This window comes from Nocardia sp. NPDC056541 (genome assembly GCF_042794235.1).
Classification (GTDB): domain Bacteria; phylum Actinomycetota; class Actinomycetes; order Mycobacteriales; family Mycobacteriaceae; genus Nocardia.
This window is the reverse complement of sequence record NZ_JBHTUD010000002.1, coordinates 515,285-534,427: the sequence shown is the minus strand read 5'-3', so window position 1 is coordinate 534,427 and position 19,143 is coordinate 515,285. Positions and strand designations below refer to the sequence as shown.

Genomic DNA, 19,143 nt, shown 5'->3' with positions numbered 1-19,143 from the left:
GTGTCGAACCCGCTCACACCCACGTGTGTCCGTCATCCTGATCGGCCTACCGGACTCGCGTGTACGCGATGCGGGCGGCCAGCCTGTCCGGACTGCCTGCGTCCGGCGGCGGTCGGGCAGCACTGCGTGGACTGTGTCCGGCAGGGGCAGCAGGACGTGCGACCGGTGCGGACCGTCGGCGGCGCGCGCGAGGGCGGCGCGGTTCCATACGTGACCTACGGGTTGATCGCGGTCAATGTGCTGGTCTATGTGCTCACCGCGGCGCAGGCCGGTAGCCCGATGTACAACTACCGCGGGTCGTCGGTGTTCCGGGAGTTCGTCCTGGTGCCGCTGCTGGTGGCCGACGGCGAGTGGTGGCGGCTGCTCGGGTCGGGGTTCCTGCATTACGGCGCGATCCATCTGCTGGTCAACATGTTCGCCCTGTATGTCGTGGGGCGCGACCTCGAGCAGGTGCTGGGCAGGATCAGGTACGGCTGCGTCTATCTGGTCTCGCTGCTGGGTGGGTCGGCGGCGGTGATGGCGCTGTCGGATTCGGTGACGGCGACGGCCGGCGCCTCCGGTGCGGTGTACGGCCTGTTCGGCGCTGTCACGGTGACGCTGATCCGGCTGCGGCAGAGCCCGACCCCGATGCTGGTGGTCATCGGCGTGAACGTGCTGATCAGCTTCTCGATCCCGGGAATCTCGCTGTGGGGTCACCTCGGCGGTCTGGCCGCGGGCACGTTGAGCGCGCTCGGCATCCTGTTCGTACCCGGCTGGCTGTCGGCCCGCGATCAGCGATCCGCGCAGCGCATCGGCTGGGCCGCGCTCGGTGCGGTAGCGCTGATCTGCGTGGGCGTGATCGTCGCCGCCGCGCTCTCGTTGCGCGCGGACCCGGCGTTCGTCGGACCGCCGGCCGTGACCGCGCCGACCCCCGTCGAAGCACCCAGGTAGTCCGCCGCGACCGGCGCACCCCCGGTGCGTGAACGACTGACGAACCCTGTCGGGTCCCCGCACACTAGGCTCTGACTTCGTGGCGGTACTGGAGGGCGCGGCGCGCAAGACACTGGCGGTCGGGCGGCGAGCTCTCGGGCTCGACGTGTCGGCGCCCGATCACACCGTCGCGGTGCTGCATCGCGACGAGACCGAGGTCCCCGGGCTCGACAAGAGCGAACGCGCGCAACTGGACCGGATCCGGCTGATGGGCGCGACCGGCGCGGTACTGATGGCGATCGCGGCGCTGGGCATCGGCGCCCAACCCGTACACCAGAATCCGGTCTCGGGTGTGCGGGTGCTCGGCATCTTCGCGCGAGCGCACACCGGATCGCTGGCGATGTGCATGTTCGGCACCGCGCTGGTGATCGGTGCGTGGTTGCTGCTCGGACGCTTCGCGATCGGCGGACTCGCGGGTTCGCCACTGCACCGGCTGAGCCGCTCGCAACTGGACCGCACGCTGCTGCTGTGGATCATTCCGCTGTCCGTGGCGCCGCCGATGTTCAGCAACGACGTCTATTCCTATCTGGCACAGAGCGAGATCGCCGCCCGCGGCATCGACCCCTATTCCGAAGGCCCCGTCGCCGGGCTCGGAATCGACAATGTGCTCACCAACAATGTGCCGACGATCTGGCGCGATACGCCCGCGCCGTACGGTCCGCTGTTCCTCTGGATCGGTCGTGGTATCGCGGAGCTCACCGGGGACAACATCATCGCCGGAGTATGGGTGCACCGGTTGCTGGCGCTGGCCGGAGTGGCGCTGATCGTGTGGGCGCTGCCGCGGTTGTCGGTGCGCTGCGGGGTGGCGCCGGTGAGTGCGTTGTGGCTCGGCGCGGCCAATCCGCTGGTGCTGTTCCACCTGGTCGGCGGCGTGCACAACGACGCGCTGATGCTCGGGCTGATGCTCGCCGGGGTGGAGCTCATGCTGCGCGCGATCTACGGCGAAGGAGGCAGACCCGACCGGCTGACGGCCATGAATCTGCCACCCTTCGACGCCCGGGCCTACGGGCTGCTGATCGGTGGCGCGGTGGTGATCACGCTCTCGTCGTCGATCAAGCTCACCTCCATCATCGCGCTCGGCTTCGTCGGCATGGCACTGGCCAGACGCTGGGGCGGCACGCTCATCGCCGTCGTCAAGGCCGCGGCTCTGCTGGGCGTCATCGCCGTGGCGACAACGCTTCTCATCGGTTTCGCCAGCGGGCTCGGCTTCGGCTGGGTCAATACCCTCAGCGTCGCCAATGCCGTCCGGAGCTGGATGTCGCTGCCGACCATCATCGGGATCGTCACCGGTTTCGGCGGTGTGCTGCTCGGGCTGGGCGACCACACCACCGCGCTGCTGTCGATCACCCGGCCCATCGCCGCGGTCGTCGCGGGCTACGTGACAGTCCGCATGCTCGTCGCCACCGGTATGGGCCGGCTCCATCCCGTCGGCGCGCTCGGCGTCTCACTCGCGGCCATTGTGCTGCTGTTCCCCGTGGTCCAGCCCTGGTACCTGCTCTGGGCGATCGTGCCGCTCGCGGCCTGGGCCACCCAGCCGGTGTTCCGCGTGCCCGCCGTCGCCTTCTCGGCGGTGGTCTCCATGCTGGTGATGCCGCGTGGTGCGGAATTCCAGGTCTTCCAGATCATCGGCGCCGCGCTCGCCGCCGTGGTGTGCTTCGCGTTGTTCTTCGCGCTCACCCGGCACACGCTGCCGTGGCGGGCGCAGCCGGGGGTGTCGGCTCCGTCACAGGAGGGCACGGCTTACCGTGTGACAACGTGAGGGAGCGCAGCGAGCGAACCAAGGGCACAGCACCTTTTGGCGCGACGGAGCCGAGCGTCAGCGAGGCGCAGTTGTGACAACACGCCTTGGACCCGCCGTTAGCGTCGACGGTGTGGTCAAGCGCTATGGCGAGACCACAGCGGTAGACGGTCTCCGGTTCGATGTAGAGCCCGCCCAGGTGTTCGCGCTGCTGGGGCCCAACGGCGCGGGCAAGACCACCACCGTCGAGATGTGCGAGGGCTTCGTGCGCCCGGACGCGGGCACGGTCCGCGTCCTCGGCCTGGACCCGATCGCCGACTCCGAGCAGTTGCGTCCGCGCATCGGCGTGATGCTGCAGGGCGGCGGCGCCTACCCCGGCGCCCGCGCGGGCGAGATGCTCGACCTGGTCGCGTCCTACTCCGCCGATCCGATCGATCCCGACTGGCTGCTGTCGACGCTGGGCCTGCGCGACAATCGCCGCACTCCCTATCGCCGCCTGTCGGGTGGTCAGCAGCAGCGTCTGGCGCTCGCGTGCGCGCTGGTCGGCAAGCCCGAGATCGTGTTCCTCGACGAACCCACCGCCGGTCTGGACGCGCAGGCCCGGCTGATCGTCTGGGAACTCATCGACGCCCTGCGCCGCGACGGCGTGAGCGTCGTGCTCACCACGCACATGATGGACGAGGCCGAGCAGCTCGCCGACCAGCTCGTCATCATCGATCACGGGCAGATCGTCGCCCAGGGCACGCCCGCCGAGGTCACCGCCCACGGCGCGGCGGGCCAGCTGAGATTCTGCGCCCCACCGAAACTCGATCTGAACCTGCTCACCTCGGCTCTCCCGGAAGGCTTTTCGCCACGCGAGACCACACCGGGCACCTACCTCGTCGAGGGCGAGATCAACCCACAGGTGCTGGCCACCGTCACCGCCTGGTGCGCCAGGATGGACGTGCTGGCCACCGACATCCGCATCGACCAGCGTCGCCTCGAAGACGTCTTCCTCGAACTGACCGGACGGGACCTGCGCGGATGAGCGAGACCACCAGCCGTTTCCTGCCCGGCACCTTCACCCCCGATCCGCGGCCCGCCTCGCGCGCGACGATGCTCACCGCGCAGACCGGGCTCGAGCTGAAACTGTTGTTGCGCAACGGCGAACAGCTGCTGCTCACCATGTTCATCCCGATCACCCTGCTCGTCGGGCTCACCCTGCTGCCGTTCGGCGACCTGGGCGAGCACCGGGTCGACCGGATCGTGCCGATGGTGATGATGACCGCGGTGATGTCGACCGCGTTCACCGGCCAGGCCATCGCGGTCGGCTTCGACCGCCGCTACGGCGCCCTCAAACGACTCGGCGCGACACCGCTGCCCCGCTGGGGCGTGATCGCGGGCAAGTGCGCCGCCGTGCTCATCGTGGTGGTGCTGCAGGCGATGCTGCTCGGCGCGATCGGTGTGGCGCTGGGCTGGCGGCCCGGGATCGGCGGACTCGCCCTCGGCGCGTTGGTGATCGCCCTCGGCACGGCCACCTTCGCGGCGATGGGCTTGCTGCTGGGCGGGACGCTCAAGGCCGAGGTCGTGCTGGCGCTGGCCAATATCCTGTGGTTCATCATGCTCGGCATCGCCAGCCTGGTCCTCGTCGGCGACACCCTGCCCATCGCCCTGACCGTGATCGCGCGACTCATCCCGTCCGGGGCGCTGGCTTTCGCGCTGGACACGGCGCTGACGGGGTCGATCGACTGGTTCGCAGTGGCGGTGCTCGCGGCGTGGGGCGTGGTGTGCGGATGGCTGGCGACCCGGCTGTTCCGGTTCCACTGACGTGACCAACGACGCACTGTAGTAGCCCTGGTATCAGCGTCGAATTCCTGGCCGGTACCATTCCTGACGTGCTGTATCGCGCCTTCGTTGGCCTCGTCGACCGGCTGCCGCTCCCCTCGCTGCGGGTGCAGCGGCTCATCGCCATCGCGGTGATCCTGAGCCAGGCGGGAATCTCGGTGACCGGCGCGATCGTGCGCGTCACCGCCTCCGGCCTCGGCTGCCCGACCTGGCCGCAGTGCTTCCCCGGCAGCTTCACCCCCATCGGGGTATCGGAGGTGCCCGTCCTACACCAGACCGTGGAGTTCGGCAACCGGTTGCTCACCTTCGCGGTGACGCTGTGCGCCGGGCTGATCGTGCTGGCCGTCATCCGGGCACGGCGGCGCAGGGAAGTCCTGACCTATGCCTGGCTGATGCCCGGCGGCACGGTCGTGCAGGCGATCATCGGCGGTATCACCGTGCGCACCGGCTTGCTGTGGTGGACCGTCGCCGTGCACCTTCTGGTCTCGATGGTGATGGTCTGGCTGGCGGTGGTGCTGTACGCGAAGATCTGCGAACCCGACGACGGCATCGAGACCGTCCAGGTACCCGCTCCCCTGCGCTGGCTCACCGCGCTGTCCGGCGTGGCCCTCGCGGGTGTGCTGATCGCGGGCACGCTGGTCACCGCGGCCGGGCCCCATGCCGGCGACAAGAGCATCGAGCGGCAGGTCGAGCGACTGGAAGTCGAGATCGTCACCCTGGTGCACCTGCATTCGCAGTTGATGATCGGATATCTCGCGCTGCTCATCGGACTCACATTCGGGCTCTTCGCCGTCGGGATCACCCCCGCGATCCGCAAGCGGCTGTTCGTCCTGCTCGCGATCGTGCTCGCCCAGGGGCTGGTCGGCGTCGTGCAGTACTTCACCGATGTGCCCGCCGCGCTCGTCGCCATCCACGTCGGCGGGGCAGCGGCGTGCACCGCAGCGACCGCCGCACTGTGGGCGTCGCTGCGAACGCGGGAAAAGGTCGACGCTCCCGCGGTGGCGCAGGCTTCCGTGCACTGACCGAGCACGCCGAAACACCCGCGACACAACGAGAACGGCCCGCGATCGAGTATTCGATCGCGGGCCGTTCGATGCTCGTGGTACGGCGCGGAGATCAGGCGCCCGCGAACAACTTCCAGTTGCGCGCCTTCGGGAACTTGGTCTGATGGGCGACCCAGCCGGCCATCTTGGCCCAGTGCGATGGAGCGGGGGTGACGATCGAGCCCAGCTCACGGCTCCACTCGTCGGTCTCGGCGAGGCCGTCGACGCGCTCCACGAGCGCCTTCGCGGTCGCCATGTCGCCGACCACCCGGTCGCCGAGGATGCCGTCGGCGCCGACCAGGGTGATCCGCACGCCCTGCTTGCCGATGTACTGCAGCACGGCCGTTCCCGAACCACCGTGCTGGGCGAGGAACTTCACGATGGACTTCTCGACCTCGGCCGGCACCTTCACGGCCTCGGGGGCGGCGGTTGTACTCATGCACCGCAGTTTACCGGCAGGTAGTTTCCAGTCCAGCCTCGAGTGGCCTGGAACACGGGGTGTAGAAAGAGGACTCATGCGCGCGATTCAGGTTTCCGAGCACGGTGGTCCCGAGGTCCTGCAGTACGTCGAACTGACAGACCCGCAGGCCGGGCCCGGTCAGCTGCTGGTCGAGACCCAGGGTGTGGGCGTCAACTACATCGACATCTACTTCCGCACGGGCCAGTATCCGCAGGCGACGCCCTATATCCCCGGTTCCGAGGGCACGGGCAGCGTGGTGGCGATCGGTTCGGATGTCACCGAGTTCGCCGTCGGTGACCGCGTCGCCTGGGCGTCGGCGCCCGGCAGCTACGCGGACCTGGTCGCCGTCGACGAGGCCGTGGCGGTGAAGGTGCCCGACGACGTCGAACCGGCCGTGGCGGCCGCCGCCCTCCTGCAGGGCATGACCGCCCACTACCTCACCGAATCGGTCTTCTCGCCCGAACCCGGCGACCCGGTTCTCATCCACGCGGGCGCGGGCGGCGTCGGTCTGCTGCTCACTCAGATGGCCGTCGCGAAGGGCGCCCGGGTCATCACCACGGTCTCCACCGACGCCAAGGAAAAGCTGTCCCGCGAAGCGGGTGCCACCGACGTCCTGCACTACGGTGACGACCTGGCCGCCCGCGTCCGCGACCTCACCGACGGCATCGGCGTAGCCGCGGTCTACGACGGTGTCGGGGCCAGCACCTTCGAAGCGAGCCTGGCCGCCCTCCGCATCCGCGGCACCCTCGCCCTGTTCGGCGCGGCCAGCGGCGCGGTCCCGCCCTTCGACCCGCAACGCCTCAACCCCGCCGGTTCGCTCTGGCTGACCCGCCCGTCCCTCGGCGCCTATACCCGCGATCGCACCGAATTCCTGTGGCGCGCCACCGATGTCTTCGACTGGATCGCGGCGGGAACCCTGAATCTCCGCATCGGCGCCACCTACCCGCTGGCCGACGCGGCCCAGGCTCACCGCGATCTCGCGGCGCGCAAGACCACCGGCTCGATCGTGCTGCTGCCGTAGCCCCGACTGTCCACTCACCCCAGGAAGCGGACACCGGTCAGTTCCTGGGAAGCTTCCCAGAGTCGCCGCGCGCTCTCGTGGTCCATCGAGCGAGCGCTGGAGCGCACCCGCCCCGGACAGCCGCCGATCTCGAAAAGTCCTGAGGATCCGTAGTATTCACTCCCCTGCGCGGCCGGATCGGTCGCGGCACGCAGAGTCGGGAGCGCCCCCATGGCGGGGGTGCGCCCGAACAGGCGGGCGACGGCGAGATTCGGCAGACGGAAGACCGCCGGGGAGTACCGGAACACCTCGGTGCTCGCGCCGCCGGGATGAGCGGCCAGTGCGCAGGCCGACGTTCCCGCGAGCCGGCGATCGAGCTCATAGGTGAACAGCAGATTCGCCAATTTCGATACGGCATAAGCATTTCCAGCGGATCTCGCAGGATCGTCGAGAGCGACCGTGTCGACCTTCGCTCCGGGCGCCCGTCTCGCTATGCGCTCAGCGCGAAGGACCGGGCATCGGCATGGACGAGATCGCCACGACAGCGAGTGTCGCCACCGGCACGCTGTATCGGCACTTCCCGACCAAGCAGGATCGGATCGAGAGCATCGTGGCCGATCTGGCCGAGGGCATCGACCGGTCGCTGAACTCGGCGCTCGCCAGAGCCGAGGACGGGACCAGCTCGGCCATCGTCGAGGTGATCGCACTACTGCACCACGTGATGATCGACATGCGGCAGGAACGCCTGCTCCGATTCGCCGTCGCCGGGGTGGCCGATGACTCACTCCGCGAGATCCAGGCGCGCGGGCGTGCCGCCGTCGAGCAGCTGGTCGCCGCCGCGCACCGCAACGATTCGCTCTACCCGGACGTCACCGCGGACGACGTGGTCTTCTTGCTGTCCACCGCGTCGGTCGCGATTGCTGATTAGGGTGACGGCGTGGCTTTAGATTACGTCGTTGACCTACCGTGTCGGCCGAAGCAGACGCTCGGCACCGAAAAGATCCTCGAATTGCTCATCCTGCGAGGTGCGGCGATGTTCACGCTTGACGATCACCAGCGCAACGGCGGACGGCCTTGGCGCAGACTGACTTTCAGCAATGTGGTGACGCGCCCGACGGGCGCGGTGAAAGTCAGGTCAAGCGTCACCAAAGCACTCGAGCGAGCGGCCCAGCTCGACGCCTTCGTCGACGATTGCCTAGCCTGCCCAGCCAATAACGACGGACAGAGCGGCTTTGGCTGCTACGGCCGGGTCAACTATCCCCTCGACCTCGCTGCCGAGGAAATGCTGCTGTCAATGTTGCCCGATGACCTCACCGCGGCGGGCGCGGGTACCGAATTCAAAGCTGGGTGGGACCATTTCGGCTGGGACGGTAGTCAGGCGGCCGAGGTACGGGCGGCGAGCCGGACCTTCTTCGAGTCCCCAGTGGCCCCTGTCCGGCAATGGCCGACTGGTGAAATACTCACCGGGGACCAGGTTTTCGAGATGCTGTTCATCGGCCAGGGCTTCGATTGGTCCTATGCGAAGCTGCTCGCCATCTCCTTCCGCCTCATCATCCTCGACGAGGAAGCAGGCCCCCTCTTGGACCTCGCGATCCCCGAGAGTGAGCAGGCGAGCAAGGTCATCGCCTATCTCAATTCCATCAGCTTCGCGGCCTTGAACGGACTGCCCGTCCTGCTCGACGGTTAGGGCATCGGGGCTGTTCGCGGCGGCGGGCCGATGACGATTCGGCTAGGTCATGCCTCCCCATCGGATTTCCAGTTCACGATCGGTAGGCCGTCGGGTCGGGCTGGGGGACATGACCTAGTAGTCGCGGCCGGTCAGACCTCGGTAGACGAAACGGGTGATCGACTCGATCGCCTCCTCGTCGGTGAGGGTCACCGAGCCGTCTTCGACCATGCGCAACATCCCGTCGACCGCGGCGAACATCATCGCCAGGCTGGCGTCGACCGTTCCCGGCAGGCGTAGCCCCCGTTCCGGGAAGTCCGCTACGTGGTCGGCGATGTCGGTGCGTTGTTCGGCGCCGAAGCCCGCGATGATCCGGGCGAAATCCGGGCTGACCTGCGCCGCCTGGCCCATCGCGCGCAGGACCGAGGCGTGTTCGCGGGCGAAGGTCCAGTAGCCGCGCACGTGGTAGCGGACCGCCGCCGGGTCGGTGAAGTCGCCGTTGTGCTCCGGGTCGGCCGCTCGTTCGTCGCTTGCCACCGCCATATCGCGCAGAAGTGCTTGCAGCAGTTCCTCTTTGCTCGCGAAGTGGTTGTAGAACGAGCCGGCCGCGCGGCCCGCGGCGGTGGTGATGTCGGTGATCTTCGCGTTCAGGTAGCCGTGTTCGGCGAAGACCTGCCGGGCGGCGTCCTTGAGCGCCTGCTCGGTCTCCGCGGATTTCTCGCGCCTGCTGCCCACCACCGGACATCACCTCCTTGACAAGCACGGTACCAACACTGAAACTGAATTCATATTCACTGAATATCAGTTCAGTTCTTGTCGCAGGAGGCATTTCCATGTCAGAAGAGGTACTCATCGCGGGCGCGGGCCCGACCGGTCTCACCCTCGCCCTCGACCTCGCACGGCGCGGCGTGGACGTCCGGCTCGTCGACCGGGCCGATTCGCCGTTCCAGGGGTCGCGCGGCGACGGCATCCAACCGCGCACCCTGGAGGTGTTCGACGACCTCGGCGTCATCGACGCGGTACTGGCCGCCGGGCGCGAGGTCCCGGTGATGCGCGCCTACTTCGCGGGGACCTTCGTCGGCGAGCGCCGCATGGCCGAGCCGGTCGAGCCGACCCCGGATGTGCCGTATCCGAACACCTGGGTGCTCGGTCAGTCCGACACCGAGGCGATCCTGCGGGCGCGGCTCGCCGAGCTCGGGGTGACGGTCGAATTCGCCACGGCGCTGGTCGAATTCACCCAGGACGACGCCGGCGTCACCGCGACGCTGCAACGCGGCGGCACATCGGAGACGGTGCGCGCGAGCTATCTGGTCGGTGCCGACGGTGGCGCGAGCACGGTGCGCAAGCGCCTCGGGATCGCGTTCGAGGGCAGCACCGACGAGTCGATCAAGATGCTGCTCGGCGATGTCCGCGCCGACTCCCTCGACCACGAGTACGGCTATTGGTTCGCCGCCGCGGCCGACCAGCCGATGACCGGGTTCGCCCTGTCCCCGCTACCGAGCGCGCGACGCTTCCAGTTCGCCGCCCCGCTGACCGACGACCGCTTCCCCGATCTGGCCACCCTGCAGGATCTCGCCGACCGCCACGGCCCCGAGACAGGCCTGGTGCTGCACGATCTGTCCTGGATCACGGTGTGGCGCCCCAATATTCGACTCGCCGAACGCTTCCGCGACGGCCGGGTGTTCCTCGCGGGCGATGCCGCCCACGTCCATCCGCCCACCGGCGGCCAAGGCCTGAACACCGGCGTTCAGGATGCCTACAACCTGGGCTGGAAACTGGCCGCTGCCCTCGGTGGCGTCCCGGCCCCGCTCGATACCTACGAACCCGAACGTCGCACGGTCGCGGCCCGGATTCTCGGCCTGAGCACCGAGCTCCTCGACAAACTCGTCGACGGCGACGAGGACGCGATGCACCGCGGCCCCGAAACCCGCCAGCTCGCCATCACCTATCGCTGCCCCGACGACGACGGCCGCCTCGTGGCGGGCGACCGCGCGCCGGACGCCACACTGCACGACGAAACCGGCCGCCCGATCCGCCTGTTCGACGTCTTCCGAGGCCCCCACGCGACCCTGCTCCGCTTCGCCCCGACCAACGACTCAGTCGACATCGAGCTCCCCGCCTTCGCGGCAGACGCGAACTCCACATCCAGCTCTCCAGCGACACCGATCGACGGATCCGGCGTTCTCACGGTCGAGATACGCCGCGTCGACGCCCCGTCCGAGTCATCCACCAGACCGGCGTCTGTGACACTTGTCGACACCGACGGACACGCCTTCACCGCCTTTTCGGCGACGGCGGGCACCACCATCCTGATCCGACCCGACGGCCACCTCGCCGATCGCTGGTGAGCTTCGAGGTCGTCCACTCCCCTGATCCGGCGAGGCCGCTACCAGACCAGGTCCGGACATGACAGTGGCCGGGCATCGCTGCCCGGCCACTGTTCGAGAATGCCTTACAGCCCGACGAGGCTACCGATCGTGTCCCACCCGAGCACCGAGTCGACGGCCAGACCACAGAACACCACCGCGAGGTAGTTGTTCGACTGCAGGAACAGCTTCAGCGGCTTCACCGACTCGCCACGGCGCACCCCGGCGTAGAGCTGATGCGCCATCAGCAGGAACCAGGCACCGGCCACCAGGGCGACCGCCGCGTAGATGACACCCGTCGCGGGCACCAACGCCATCGTCGCGAGCACCGTCAACCAGGTGTAGATGACGATCTGCTTGGTCACCACCTGCTCGGTCGCGACCACCGGCAGCATCGGCACGCCGGCCGCGCGGTAGTCCTCCTTGTAGCGCATGGCCAGCGCCCAGGTGTGCGGCGGCGTCCAGAAGAAGATCACCGCGAACAGCACCACCGCGGGCCAGCCGATATCGCCGGTCACCGCCGACCAGCCCACCAGCGCGGGCATGCAGCCGGCCGCGCCGCCCCACACCACGTTCTGCGAGGTCCGGCGCTTGAGGCCCTTGGTGTAGACGAAAACGTAGAACAGGATCGTCGCGACGACCAGCAACCCGCTGAGCAGGTTGGCCTGCCACCACAGCCAGGCGAAGGAGATCGCGCCGAGCGCGACACCGAAGACGAACGCGTGCGAGGTGGGCACCGCCTCGCGGGCCAGCGGGCGGCGCGCGGTCCGCTTCATCACCTTGTCGATATCGGCGTCGGCCACACAGTTGAGAGTGTTGGCGCTGGCGGCGCCCATCCAGCCACCGAACAGGGTGACCAGGATCAGCCGGATGTCCACTGTGCCGCGGTCGGCCAGCAACATCGTCGGAATGGTGGCAACGAGCAGCAGCTCGATGACGCGTGGTTTGGTGAGCGCGATGTAGGCAAGGGGCTTACGCACAATCCGCGCGGCGAGACTGTCGCCCGCGAGGCGGTCGGCCAGCGCCGTCGACGAAGTTCCGTGCGCACCGCTACTACCCGGCTCGTGACCGATCCGCACTGTTTCTCCTCGCACGCTGTGCTTCGCTTCGCATCCGGTAATGGAACGAGCAGCGCGCGGCTGCGGCGCGGCCACTACTACAGAGGATGGTAGACCCACTCACCTGCCGCTCCGCGCCAGACCCCCGCCACCGTGGGCGCGGTCACTCCGCCCCACGAGCCCGCATCCCGGGCCCACGCGGCGGTGAACCCGCATCGACGCGCAGGTGAACGGCATCGCGACGGGCTCGGCCCACGCGGCGGCGATGGTCTACACCGCACACCGCCGACTCAGTGCGATCCGAACTAGACTCAACGCCAGGGTTCGCGCCAACCGCTGTAGCAGCACCACTAGGGTATTCCTGTACATCGGTACGCATCCCGGCCGCGTGCGACCCGCTGTCGAACATCATCGCCGCTGCCAAGCTATCGCCGTCGACGAAACCTAGGTCAGGAGAACCACGGTCGTGCCAGTCACAGACGACATTCGCGCCCTCACTCAGCGGAACTACCCCAGCGACTGGACGGACCTCGACACCTTGGCCGTCGACACCGCCCGGGTACTCGCTGCCGACGCCGTGCAGAAGGCGGGCAACGGGCACCCCGGTACCGCGATGAGCCTCGCGCCGGTGGCCTACACCCTGTTCCAGCGCACGATGCGCCACAACCCCGCGGAGCCGCGCTGGGTCGGTCGCGACCGGTTCGTGCTGTCCTGTGGGCATTCCAGCCTCACCCTCTACATCGAGCTCTACCTGGCCGGTTTCGGACTGGAGCTGACCGACCTCGAGCAGCTGCGCCAGTGGGGCTCGCTCACCCCGGGCCACCCCGAGTTCCGCCACACCGACGGCGTCGAGATCACCACCGGCCCGCTGGGTCAGGGTCTGGCTTCCGCGGTCGGCATGGCGATGGCAGCGCGACGCGAGCGCGGCCTGTTCGACCCGAACGCCGCCGAGGGCACCAGCCCGTTCGACCACTTCATCTACACCATCGCCTCCGACGGCGACCTGCAGGAGGGCGTCACCGCCGAGGCCTCCTCGATCGCGGGCACCCAGCAGCTGGGCAACCTCGTGGTGATCTACGACGACAACGAGATCTCCATCGAGGACGACACCGACATCGCCTTCACCGAAGACGTGGCCAAGCGGTACGAGGCCTACGGCTGGCAGGTGCAGATCGTCGAGGGCGGCGAAGATGTGGTCGCCATCGAGAAGGCCCTGGACGCGGCCAGGGCCGAGACGTCCAAGCCCTCGATCATCATCCTGCGCACCATCATCGGCTTCCCGGCCCCGAACAAGATGAACACCGGTGGCGCGCACGGCGCCGCGCTGGGCCCCGACGAGGTCGCCGCGGTGAAGAAGGCGCTGGGCTTCGACCCGGAGAAGTCCTTCGACGTCGACCCGGCCGTCATCGAGCACACCCGCAAGGCACTGGCCCGCGGCGCCGAGGCACAGGCCGAGTGGCAGCAGGGCTTCGACCAGTGGGCCGAGGCCAACCCGGCGAACAAGGAACTCTTCGATCGCCTGCAGACCCGCTCGCTGCCCAAGGGCTGGACCGAGGCGCTGCCGAGCTTCGAGGTCGACCCCAAGGGCATGGCCACCCGTAAGGCGTCGGGCAAGTTCCTCGCCGCGGTCGCCGACGAGCTGCCCGAGCTGTGGGGCGGTTCGGCCGACCTGGCCGAGTCCAACAACACCACGATGCCCGGCCAGCCGAGCTTCGGCCCCGAGTCGATCTCCACCGGCGCGTGGAAGGCCAACCCGTACGGGCGCACCCTGCACTTCGGTATCCGTGAGCACGCGATGGGCTCGATCCTCAACGGCATCGCGCTGCACGGCCCGACCCGCCCCTACGGCGGCACCTTCCTCGTGTTCAGCGACTACATGCGCCCGGCTGTCCGCCTGGCCGCACTGATGCGGGTGCCCGCCATCTACGTGTGGACCCACGACTCCATCGGCCTCGGCGAGGACGGCCCGACCCACCAGCCGGTCGAGCACCTGGCCGCGCTGCGCGCCATCCCCGGCCTCAACGTCGTTCGCCCCGCGGACGCCAACGAGACCGTCCACGCCTGGCGCACCGTGCTCGAGCGTGACTCCGACGAGCACACCTCGCACTTCCCGGTGCACGAGTCGCCGCAGCAGGACGGCCCGTCCGCGCTGGCACTCACCCGTCAGGACGTGCCGACCCTGGAGGGCACCAGCTACGAGGGTGTCAAGAAGGGCGGCTATGTGCTGGTCGAGGCGTCCACCGGCACACCGGAAGTGATCCTCATCGGCACCGGCTCCGAGGTCCACCTCGCGGTCGCCGCGCGCACTACGCTGGAAGAGCAGGGCATCCCGACCCGCGTGGTCTCGATGCCGTGTGTGGAGTGGTTCGACGTGCAGGATCAGGGATACCGCGACGAGGTGCTGCCCCCGTCGGTGCGGGCCAGGGTCGCGGTCGAGGCCGGTATCGCGATGCCGTGGCACCGATTCGTCGGTGACGCGGGTGAGGTCGTCGGCATCGACCACTTCGGCGCGTCGGCCGATTACAAGACTCTGTACCGCGAATTCGGTATCACCCCCGATGCCGTCGTCCGCGCGGCACTGCGTTCCACCGACAAGGTGAAGGGGTAAGACCATGGCACAGAACGAGAATCTCGCCGCGCTCTCGGCCGCGGGCGTCTCGGTGTGGCTCGACGATCTCTCGCGCGAACGCATCCAGTCCGGCAATCTCGCCGACCTGGTCGCGACCCGCAGCGTCGTCGGTGTCACCACCAACCCGAGCATCTTCCAGGCCGCGATGAGCGTGGGCCACGCCTACGACGCGCAGCTGAAAGACCTTGCGGCCCAAGGTGCCGACGCCGACGCGGCGATCCGCACGATGACCACCGACGATGTGCGCGCCGCCTGCGACGTGCTCGCGCCGGTGTTCGAGGCGACCGGCGGCGTGGACGGGCGGGTGTCGATCGAGGTCGATCCCCGGTTCGCCTTCGACGCCGACAAGACCGTCGCCCAGGCGATCGAGCTGTGGAAGATCGTCGACCGCAAGAACCTGTTCATCAAGATCCCGGCCACCGAGGCCGGTCTGCCCGCCATCACCTCGGTGATCACCGAGGGCATCAGCGTGAACGTGACGCTGATCTTCTCGGTGCCGCGCTACCGCGCGGTGATGGGCGCCTACCTCGACGGTCTGCGCAACGCCAAGATCGGTGGCCACGACCTGGCCAAGATCCACTCGGTGGCGTCGTTCTTCGTCTCCCGCGTGGACACCGAGATCGACAAGCGCCTCGAGGCGATCGGCACCCCGGAGGCCCTCGCCCTGCGTGGCAAGGCCGGTGTGGCCAACGCGCGTCTGGCGTACGCCGAGTACCAGGACGTGTTCGACGGTGGCGCGCACACCTCCACCTACAACCACCTGGCCGCACAGGGCGGCAACCGGCAGCGGCCGCTGTGGGCGTCGACCGGGGTGAAGAACCCGGATTACCCCGACACCCTCTACGTCACCGAGCTCGTCGGCCCGAACACGGTCAACACCCTGCCGGAGAAGACGCTGCAGGCGTTCGCCGATCACGGTGAGGTGCTGGGCGACACGCTCAGCGGCCGTGGCGCCGAGGGCGCTCAGGTCTTCGCCGATCTGGCAGCGGTGGGTATCGATCTCGACGATGTGTTCGCGCTGCTCGAGCGCGAAGGCGTCGAGAAGTTCGAGAGCGCGTGGGGTGAGCTGATCGAGGCCACCACCGGCCAGCTCGACATCGCGGCGGAGGGCAATTAGCACGATGGCCGGCACAGCATCGACGGATCAGGCGGCGGGGCTGTGGCACAACCCGCTGCGCGACGAACGCGACAAACGGGTCCCCTTCATCGCGGGCCCGTGCAGCATGGTGATTTTCGGTGTCACCGGAGATCTGTCCCGCAAGAAGCTGATGCCGGCCATCTATGACCTGGCGAACCAGGGGCTGTTGCCCCCTGGTTTCGCCCTGGTCGGCTTCGCCCGGCGCAACTACGCCGACGAAGACTTCGCCTCGGTGGTACTCGAGGCCGTGAAGAAGCACGCGCGCACCCCTTTCCGCCAGGAGGTCTGGGACCACCTGGCGGAGGGACTGCGCTTCGTGCAGGGCAGCTTCGACGACGACGCGGCCTTCGCGACGCTCGCCGACACGTTGCGCGATCTCGACGAAACCCGCGGCACCGGCGGCAATTACGCGTTCTACCTGTCGATTCCGCCGAACATGTTCCCCGTGGTCCTCGATCAGCTCTCCGAGCACCACCTGGCTCAGGCCAAGCCGGACCCCGACGGGTACACCCCGTGGCGGCGCGTGGTGATCGAGAAGCCGTTCGGCCACGACCTGACCAGCGCCAAGGAACTCAACGCCCTGGTCAACCGGGTTTTCCCGGAAGAGCAGGTCTTCCGCATCGACCACTACCTCGGCAAGGAAACGGTCCAGAACATCCTGGCGCTGCGTTTCGCCAACGAGTTGTTCGAGCCGATCTGGAACGCCAACTATGTCGACAGCGTGCAGATCACCATGGCCGAGGACATCGGATTGGGTGGTCGCGCAGGCTATTACGACGGGATCGGCGCCGCGCGTGACGTCATCCAGAACCACCTGTTGCAGTTGCTCGCGCTGACCGCGATGGAGGAGCCGACCTCCTTCGAGCCGATGCAGCTCACCACCGAGAAGATCAAGGCCCTCTCGGCCACCAAACTCGTTGCGCCGCTGGACGAGACGACCGCGCGCGGGCAGTACACCGAAGGCTGGCAGGGCAGCGAACACGTCGTCGGCCTGCATCAGGAGGAGGGCTTCGATCCGCAGTCACGGACCGAGACCTACGCCGCGCTCACCCTGCACGTGGAGAACCGGCGCTGGGCGGGTGTGCCGTTCTATCTGCGCACCGGAAAACGCCTGGGCCGCCGGGTGACCGAGATCGCGGTGGTGTTCAAGCGCGCGCCGCACTTGCCCTTCGACCAGACCATGACCGAGGAGCTCGGTCAGAACGCACTGGTCATCCGGGTGCAGCCGGACGAGGGCATCACCTTGCGCTTCGGCTCCAAAGTCCCCGGCTCGGGCATGGAAGTACGCGATGTGAACATGGACTTCAGCTACGGCGAGGCGTTCACCGAGTCCTCCCCCGAAGCCTACGAACGGCTCATCCTCGACGTGCTGCTCGGCGTGCCGTCGCTGTTCCCGGTCAACGCGGAGGTCGAATTGTCCTGGCGCATCCTCGATCCCGTGCTCGCGCACTGGGCCGCGGGCGGCAAACCCGAACCCTACGAGGCCGGGACCTGGGGTCCCAGCTCGGCCGATGAGATGCTCGCGCGCAGCGGGCGGGAATGGCGGCGTCCGTGATCGTCGACATGCCCGATACCAACACCGTCGATGTCGGCAAACGGATGGTCCAGTTGCGCGAGACCAACGGCGTGATCACCCAGGGCCGGGTGCTCACCCTGGTGGTGTGCACCCTGGACTCCTCGGAGGCCGAGGACGCTATCGACGCCGCCAACGACGCCAGCCGCGAACATCCGTGCCGGGTCATCGTATTGGCGCGTGGCGACCGCGACGCTGACACCCGACTCGACGCCCAGATCCGCGTCGGTGGCGACGCCGGTGCGGCCGAGGTGATCGTGCTGCGCCTGCAGGGTGCGCTGGTGAACCACGAGAGCAGCGTCGTCACCCCGTTCCTGCTGCCCGACACCCCCGTGGTGGCGTGGTGGCCGCGTGGCGCGCCGGAGTACCCGTCGATGGACTCGGTGGGCAAGCTGGCCAAGCGCCGCATCACCGACGCCACCTATGCCCGCGATCCACAGGCCGCGATCAAGAAGCGCCGCTTCTCCTACGCCACCGGTGATACCGATCTGGCGTGGAGCCGCATCACCTACTGGCGGGCGCTGCTGGCCGCGGCGTTGGACGAGCCGCCGTTCGAACCGGTCACCTCGGTGACCGTGTCGGGCCTGGCCTCCGAACCCGCGCTCGACACCCTGGCCGGTTGGCTGGCCTCGCGTCTGCACTGCCCGGTGATCCGCAAGACCGGGGAGCTGAAGGTGGAAATCCAGCGCGCCACCGATTCGATCGCCATCGAACGCCCGCAACTAGGAAGGACGGCCACGCTGACCCGCACCGGCGAACCCGACCAGCGGATCGCGCTGGCACGCCGGGAAACTCGCGATTGCCTCGCCGAAGAACTGCGCCGGCTCGACGCCGACGAGATCTACGCCGAGGCGCTCGCCGGAATCGAGAAGGTGACCTATGAGTGACCACATAGACGTGCACGACGACCTCGGTGCCGAATTCCCCGCCAACACGATCGAGATCCACGACGACGCCGAGTTGCTCGCCGACGCGGCCGCCGAACGCTTCGTCGACGTGATCGTCTCCGCCCAGGCCGAACGCGGCCACGCCTCGGTCTCGCTCACCGGCGGCAGCGACGGCATCCGCCTGCTCCAACGCGTGCGCGAGTCCCCCGGCGACATCGACTGGTCCGCCCTCTACGTCTACTGGGGCGACGAGCGTTTCGTCCCCGCGGGCGACAAGGACCGCAATGAACTCCAGGCCCGCGAGGCGCTGCTGGACTTCGTCGCGCTGAACCCGGCGCATGTGTTCCCGATCGGCCCCTCCGACGGTCCCTACAGCACCCCGGAGGAAGCCGCGGCCGCCTACGCCCAGGTCGTGCACACCGAACTCGACGAACGCGGCGAGTTCGACCTCACGGTCCTCGGCATGGGGCCCGAAGGCCACATCGACTCCCTGTTCCCGCACTCACCCGCAGTGCAGGAAACCACGGATTATGTTGTCGCCGTGCACAACTGCCCGAAACCCCCGCCGACCAGAGTCACCATGACCCTGCCCGCGATCCACCGCTCCCGCCACGTGATGCTCGTGGTCAGCGGCGAAGGCAAGGCCGCCGCAGTGGCCGCCGCCGTCAACGGCGCCTCCCCCGACGACATCCCGTCGGCCGGCGCGGTCGGCATCGAATCGACCACCTGGGTGATCGATGAGGCCGCCGCAACAGGCTTGCTGCTCGACGACGAATAAGACACTGACGAAGC

17 protein-coding genes and 1 pseudogene are annotated in these 19,143 nt (G+C 68.3%); 14 read left to right on the top strand and 4 right to left on the bottom strand.

Going from position 1 to position 19,143, the window contains the following annotated elements:
• From ACFQ9R_RS05410 to ACFQ9R_RS05390, 5 genes are all read left to right on the top strand, one after another.
• Positions 1 to 930 carry a rhomboid family intramembrane serine protease gene (locus tag ACFQ9R_RS05410; protein WP_378989107.1) on the top strand — a complete coding sequence of 310 codons (930 nt, stop codon included), beginning with the start codon at positions 1 to 3 and terminating at the stop codon, positions 928 to 930.
• A gap of 79 nt (positions 931 to 1,009) precedes the next feature.
• Positions 1,010 to 2,728, top strand: coding sequence for a polyprenol phosphomannose-dependent alpha 1,6 mannosyltransferase MptB (gene mptB, locus ACFQ9R_RS05405; protein WP_378989106.1), 1,719 nt, complete (start codon positions 1,010 to 1,012; stop codon positions 2,726 to 2,728).
• A 73-nt stretch (positions 2,729 to 2,801) separates the two neighbouring features.
• Positions 2,802 to 3,734: an ABC transporter ATP-binding protein gene (locus ACFQ9R_RS05400; protein WP_378989105.1), complete on the top strand. Its 933-nt coding sequence runs from the start codon at positions 2,802 to 2,804 to the stop codon at positions 3,732 to 3,734.
• A complete protein-coding gene (locus ACFQ9R_RS05395; RefSeq protein WP_378989104.1) occupies positions 3,731 to 4,513 on the top strand; it encodes an ABC transporter permease in 783 nt (260 codons plus the stop codon). The genes ACFQ9R_RS05400 and ACFQ9R_RS05395 overlap by 4 nt, the downstream gene beginning before the upstream one ends.
• Before the next feature lie 68 nt (positions 4,514 to 4,581).
• Complete coding sequence (locus ACFQ9R_RS05390; RefSeq protein ID WP_378989103.1) at positions 4,582 to 5,553, top strand: heme A synthase; 972 nt, start codon at positions 4,582 to 4,584, stop codon at positions 5,551 to 5,553.
• Positions 5,554 to 5,647: 94 nt separating this feature from the next.
• Here the strand turns inward: ACFQ9R_RS05390 and ACFQ9R_RS05385 are convergent, their stop codons facing one another.
• Complete coding sequence (locus ACFQ9R_RS05385) at positions 5,648 to 6,013, bottom strand: hypothetical protein (protein ID WP_378989102.1); 366 nt, start codon at positions 6,011 to 6,013, stop codon at positions 5,648 to 5,650.
• A 76-nt stretch (positions 6,014 to 6,089) separates the two neighbouring features.
• Between ACFQ9R_RS05385 and ACFQ9R_RS05380 the strand changes: the two genes are divergently transcribed.
• A complete protein-coding gene (locus ACFQ9R_RS05380) occupies positions 6,090 to 7,055 on the top strand; it encodes a quinone oxidoreductase family protein (protein WP_378989101.1) in 966 nt (321 codons plus the stop codon).
• 14 nt (positions 7,056 to 7,069) lie between these two features.
• Here the strand turns inward: ACFQ9R_RS05380 and ACFQ9R_RS05375 are convergent.
• Positions 7,070 to 7,456 (bottom strand): annotated as a pseudogene (locus ACFQ9R_RS05375) (short-chain dehydrogenase); the annotation flags it as partial.
• Positions 7,457 to 7,557: 101 nt separating this feature from the next.
• Between ACFQ9R_RS05375 and ACFQ9R_RS05370 the strand changes: the two are divergent.
• Positions 7,558 to 7,962 (top strand): TetR/AcrR family transcriptional regulator, encoded by a 405-nt coding sequence (locus ACFQ9R_RS05370; RefSeq protein ID WP_378989100.1) that lies wholly within the window; start codon positions 7,558 to 7,560, stop codon positions 7,960 to 7,962.
• Between the two features lie 9 nt (positions 7,963 to 7,971).
• Complete coding sequence (locus tag ACFQ9R_RS05365; RefSeq protein ID WP_378989099.1) at positions 7,972 to 8,721, top strand: hypothetical protein; 750 nt, start codon at positions 7,972 to 7,974, stop codon at positions 8,719 to 8,721.
• Between the two features lie 114 nt (positions 8,722 to 8,835).
• Here the strand turns inward: ACFQ9R_RS05365 and ACFQ9R_RS05360 are convergent, their stop codons facing one another.
• A complete protein-coding gene (locus ACFQ9R_RS05360) occupies positions 8,836 to 9,438 on the bottom strand; it encodes a TetR/AcrR family transcriptional regulator (RefSeq protein ID WP_378656032.1) in 603 nt (200 codons plus the stop codon).
• Positions 9,439 to 9,533: 95 nt separating this feature from the next.
• Here ACFQ9R_RS05360 and ACFQ9R_RS05355 point away from each other — a divergent pair, with 95 nt between their 5' ends.
• Entirely contained in the window at positions 9,534 to 11,048 is a 1,515-nt protein-coding gene (locus ACFQ9R_RS05355; RefSeq protein WP_378989098.1) for an FAD-dependent monooxygenase, read from the top strand.
• Between the two features lie 104 nt (positions 11,049 to 11,152).
• Here ACFQ9R_RS05355 and ACFQ9R_RS05350 read toward each other — a convergent pair whose 3' ends face one another.
• Complete coding sequence (locus tag ACFQ9R_RS05350) at positions 11,153 to 12,088, bottom strand: heme o synthase (protein ID WP_378989137.1); 936 nt, start codon at positions 12,086 to 12,088, stop codon at positions 11,153 to 11,155.
• Positions 12,089 to 12,590: 502 nt separating this feature from the next.
• On the opposite strand from ACFQ9R_RS05350, the gene tkt reads away from it, so the two are divergent.
• Genes tkt through pgl form a run of 5 tightly spaced genes read left to right on the top strand, consistent with a single transcriptional unit; the run spans position 12,591 to position 19,129 of the window.
• Positions 12,591 to 14,732, top strand: coding sequence for a transketolase (tkt, locus tag ACFQ9R_RS05345; protein WP_378989097.1), 2,142 nt, complete (start codon positions 12,591 to 12,593; stop codon positions 14,730 to 14,732).
• Positions 14,733 to 14,736: 4 nt separating this feature from the next.
• A complete protein-coding gene (gene tal / locus ACFQ9R_RS05340; RefSeq protein WP_378627090.1) occupies positions 14,737 to 15,870 on the top strand; it encodes a transaldolase in 1,134 nt (377 codons plus the stop codon).
• Positions 15,871 to 15,874: 4 nt separating this feature from the next.
• Positions 15,875 to 17,446 carry a glucose-6-phosphate dehydrogenase gene (gene zwf / locus ACFQ9R_RS05335; RefSeq protein WP_378989096.1) on the top strand — a complete coding sequence of 524 codons (1,572 nt, stop codon included), beginning with the start codon at positions 15,875 to 15,877 and terminating at the stop codon, positions 17,444 to 17,446.
• Positions 17,443 to 18,351 (top strand): glucose-6-phosphate dehydrogenase assembly protein OpcA, encoded by a 909-nt coding sequence (gene opcA / locus ACFQ9R_RS05330; protein ID WP_378989136.1) that lies wholly within the window; start codon positions 17,443 to 17,445, stop codon positions 18,349 to 18,351. The genes zwf and opcA overlap by 4 nt, the downstream gene beginning before the upstream one ends.
• Positions 18,344 to 19,129, top strand: a complete 786-nt coding sequence (pgl, locus tag ACFQ9R_RS05325) for a 6-phosphogluconolactonase (protein ID WP_378989095.1) — start codon at positions 18,344 to 18,346, stop codon at positions 19,127 to 19,129. Before opcA ends, pgl begins: the two co-directional genes overlap by 8 nt.
• The last annotated feature ends 14 nt before the right edge of the window (positions 19,130 to 19,143 follow it).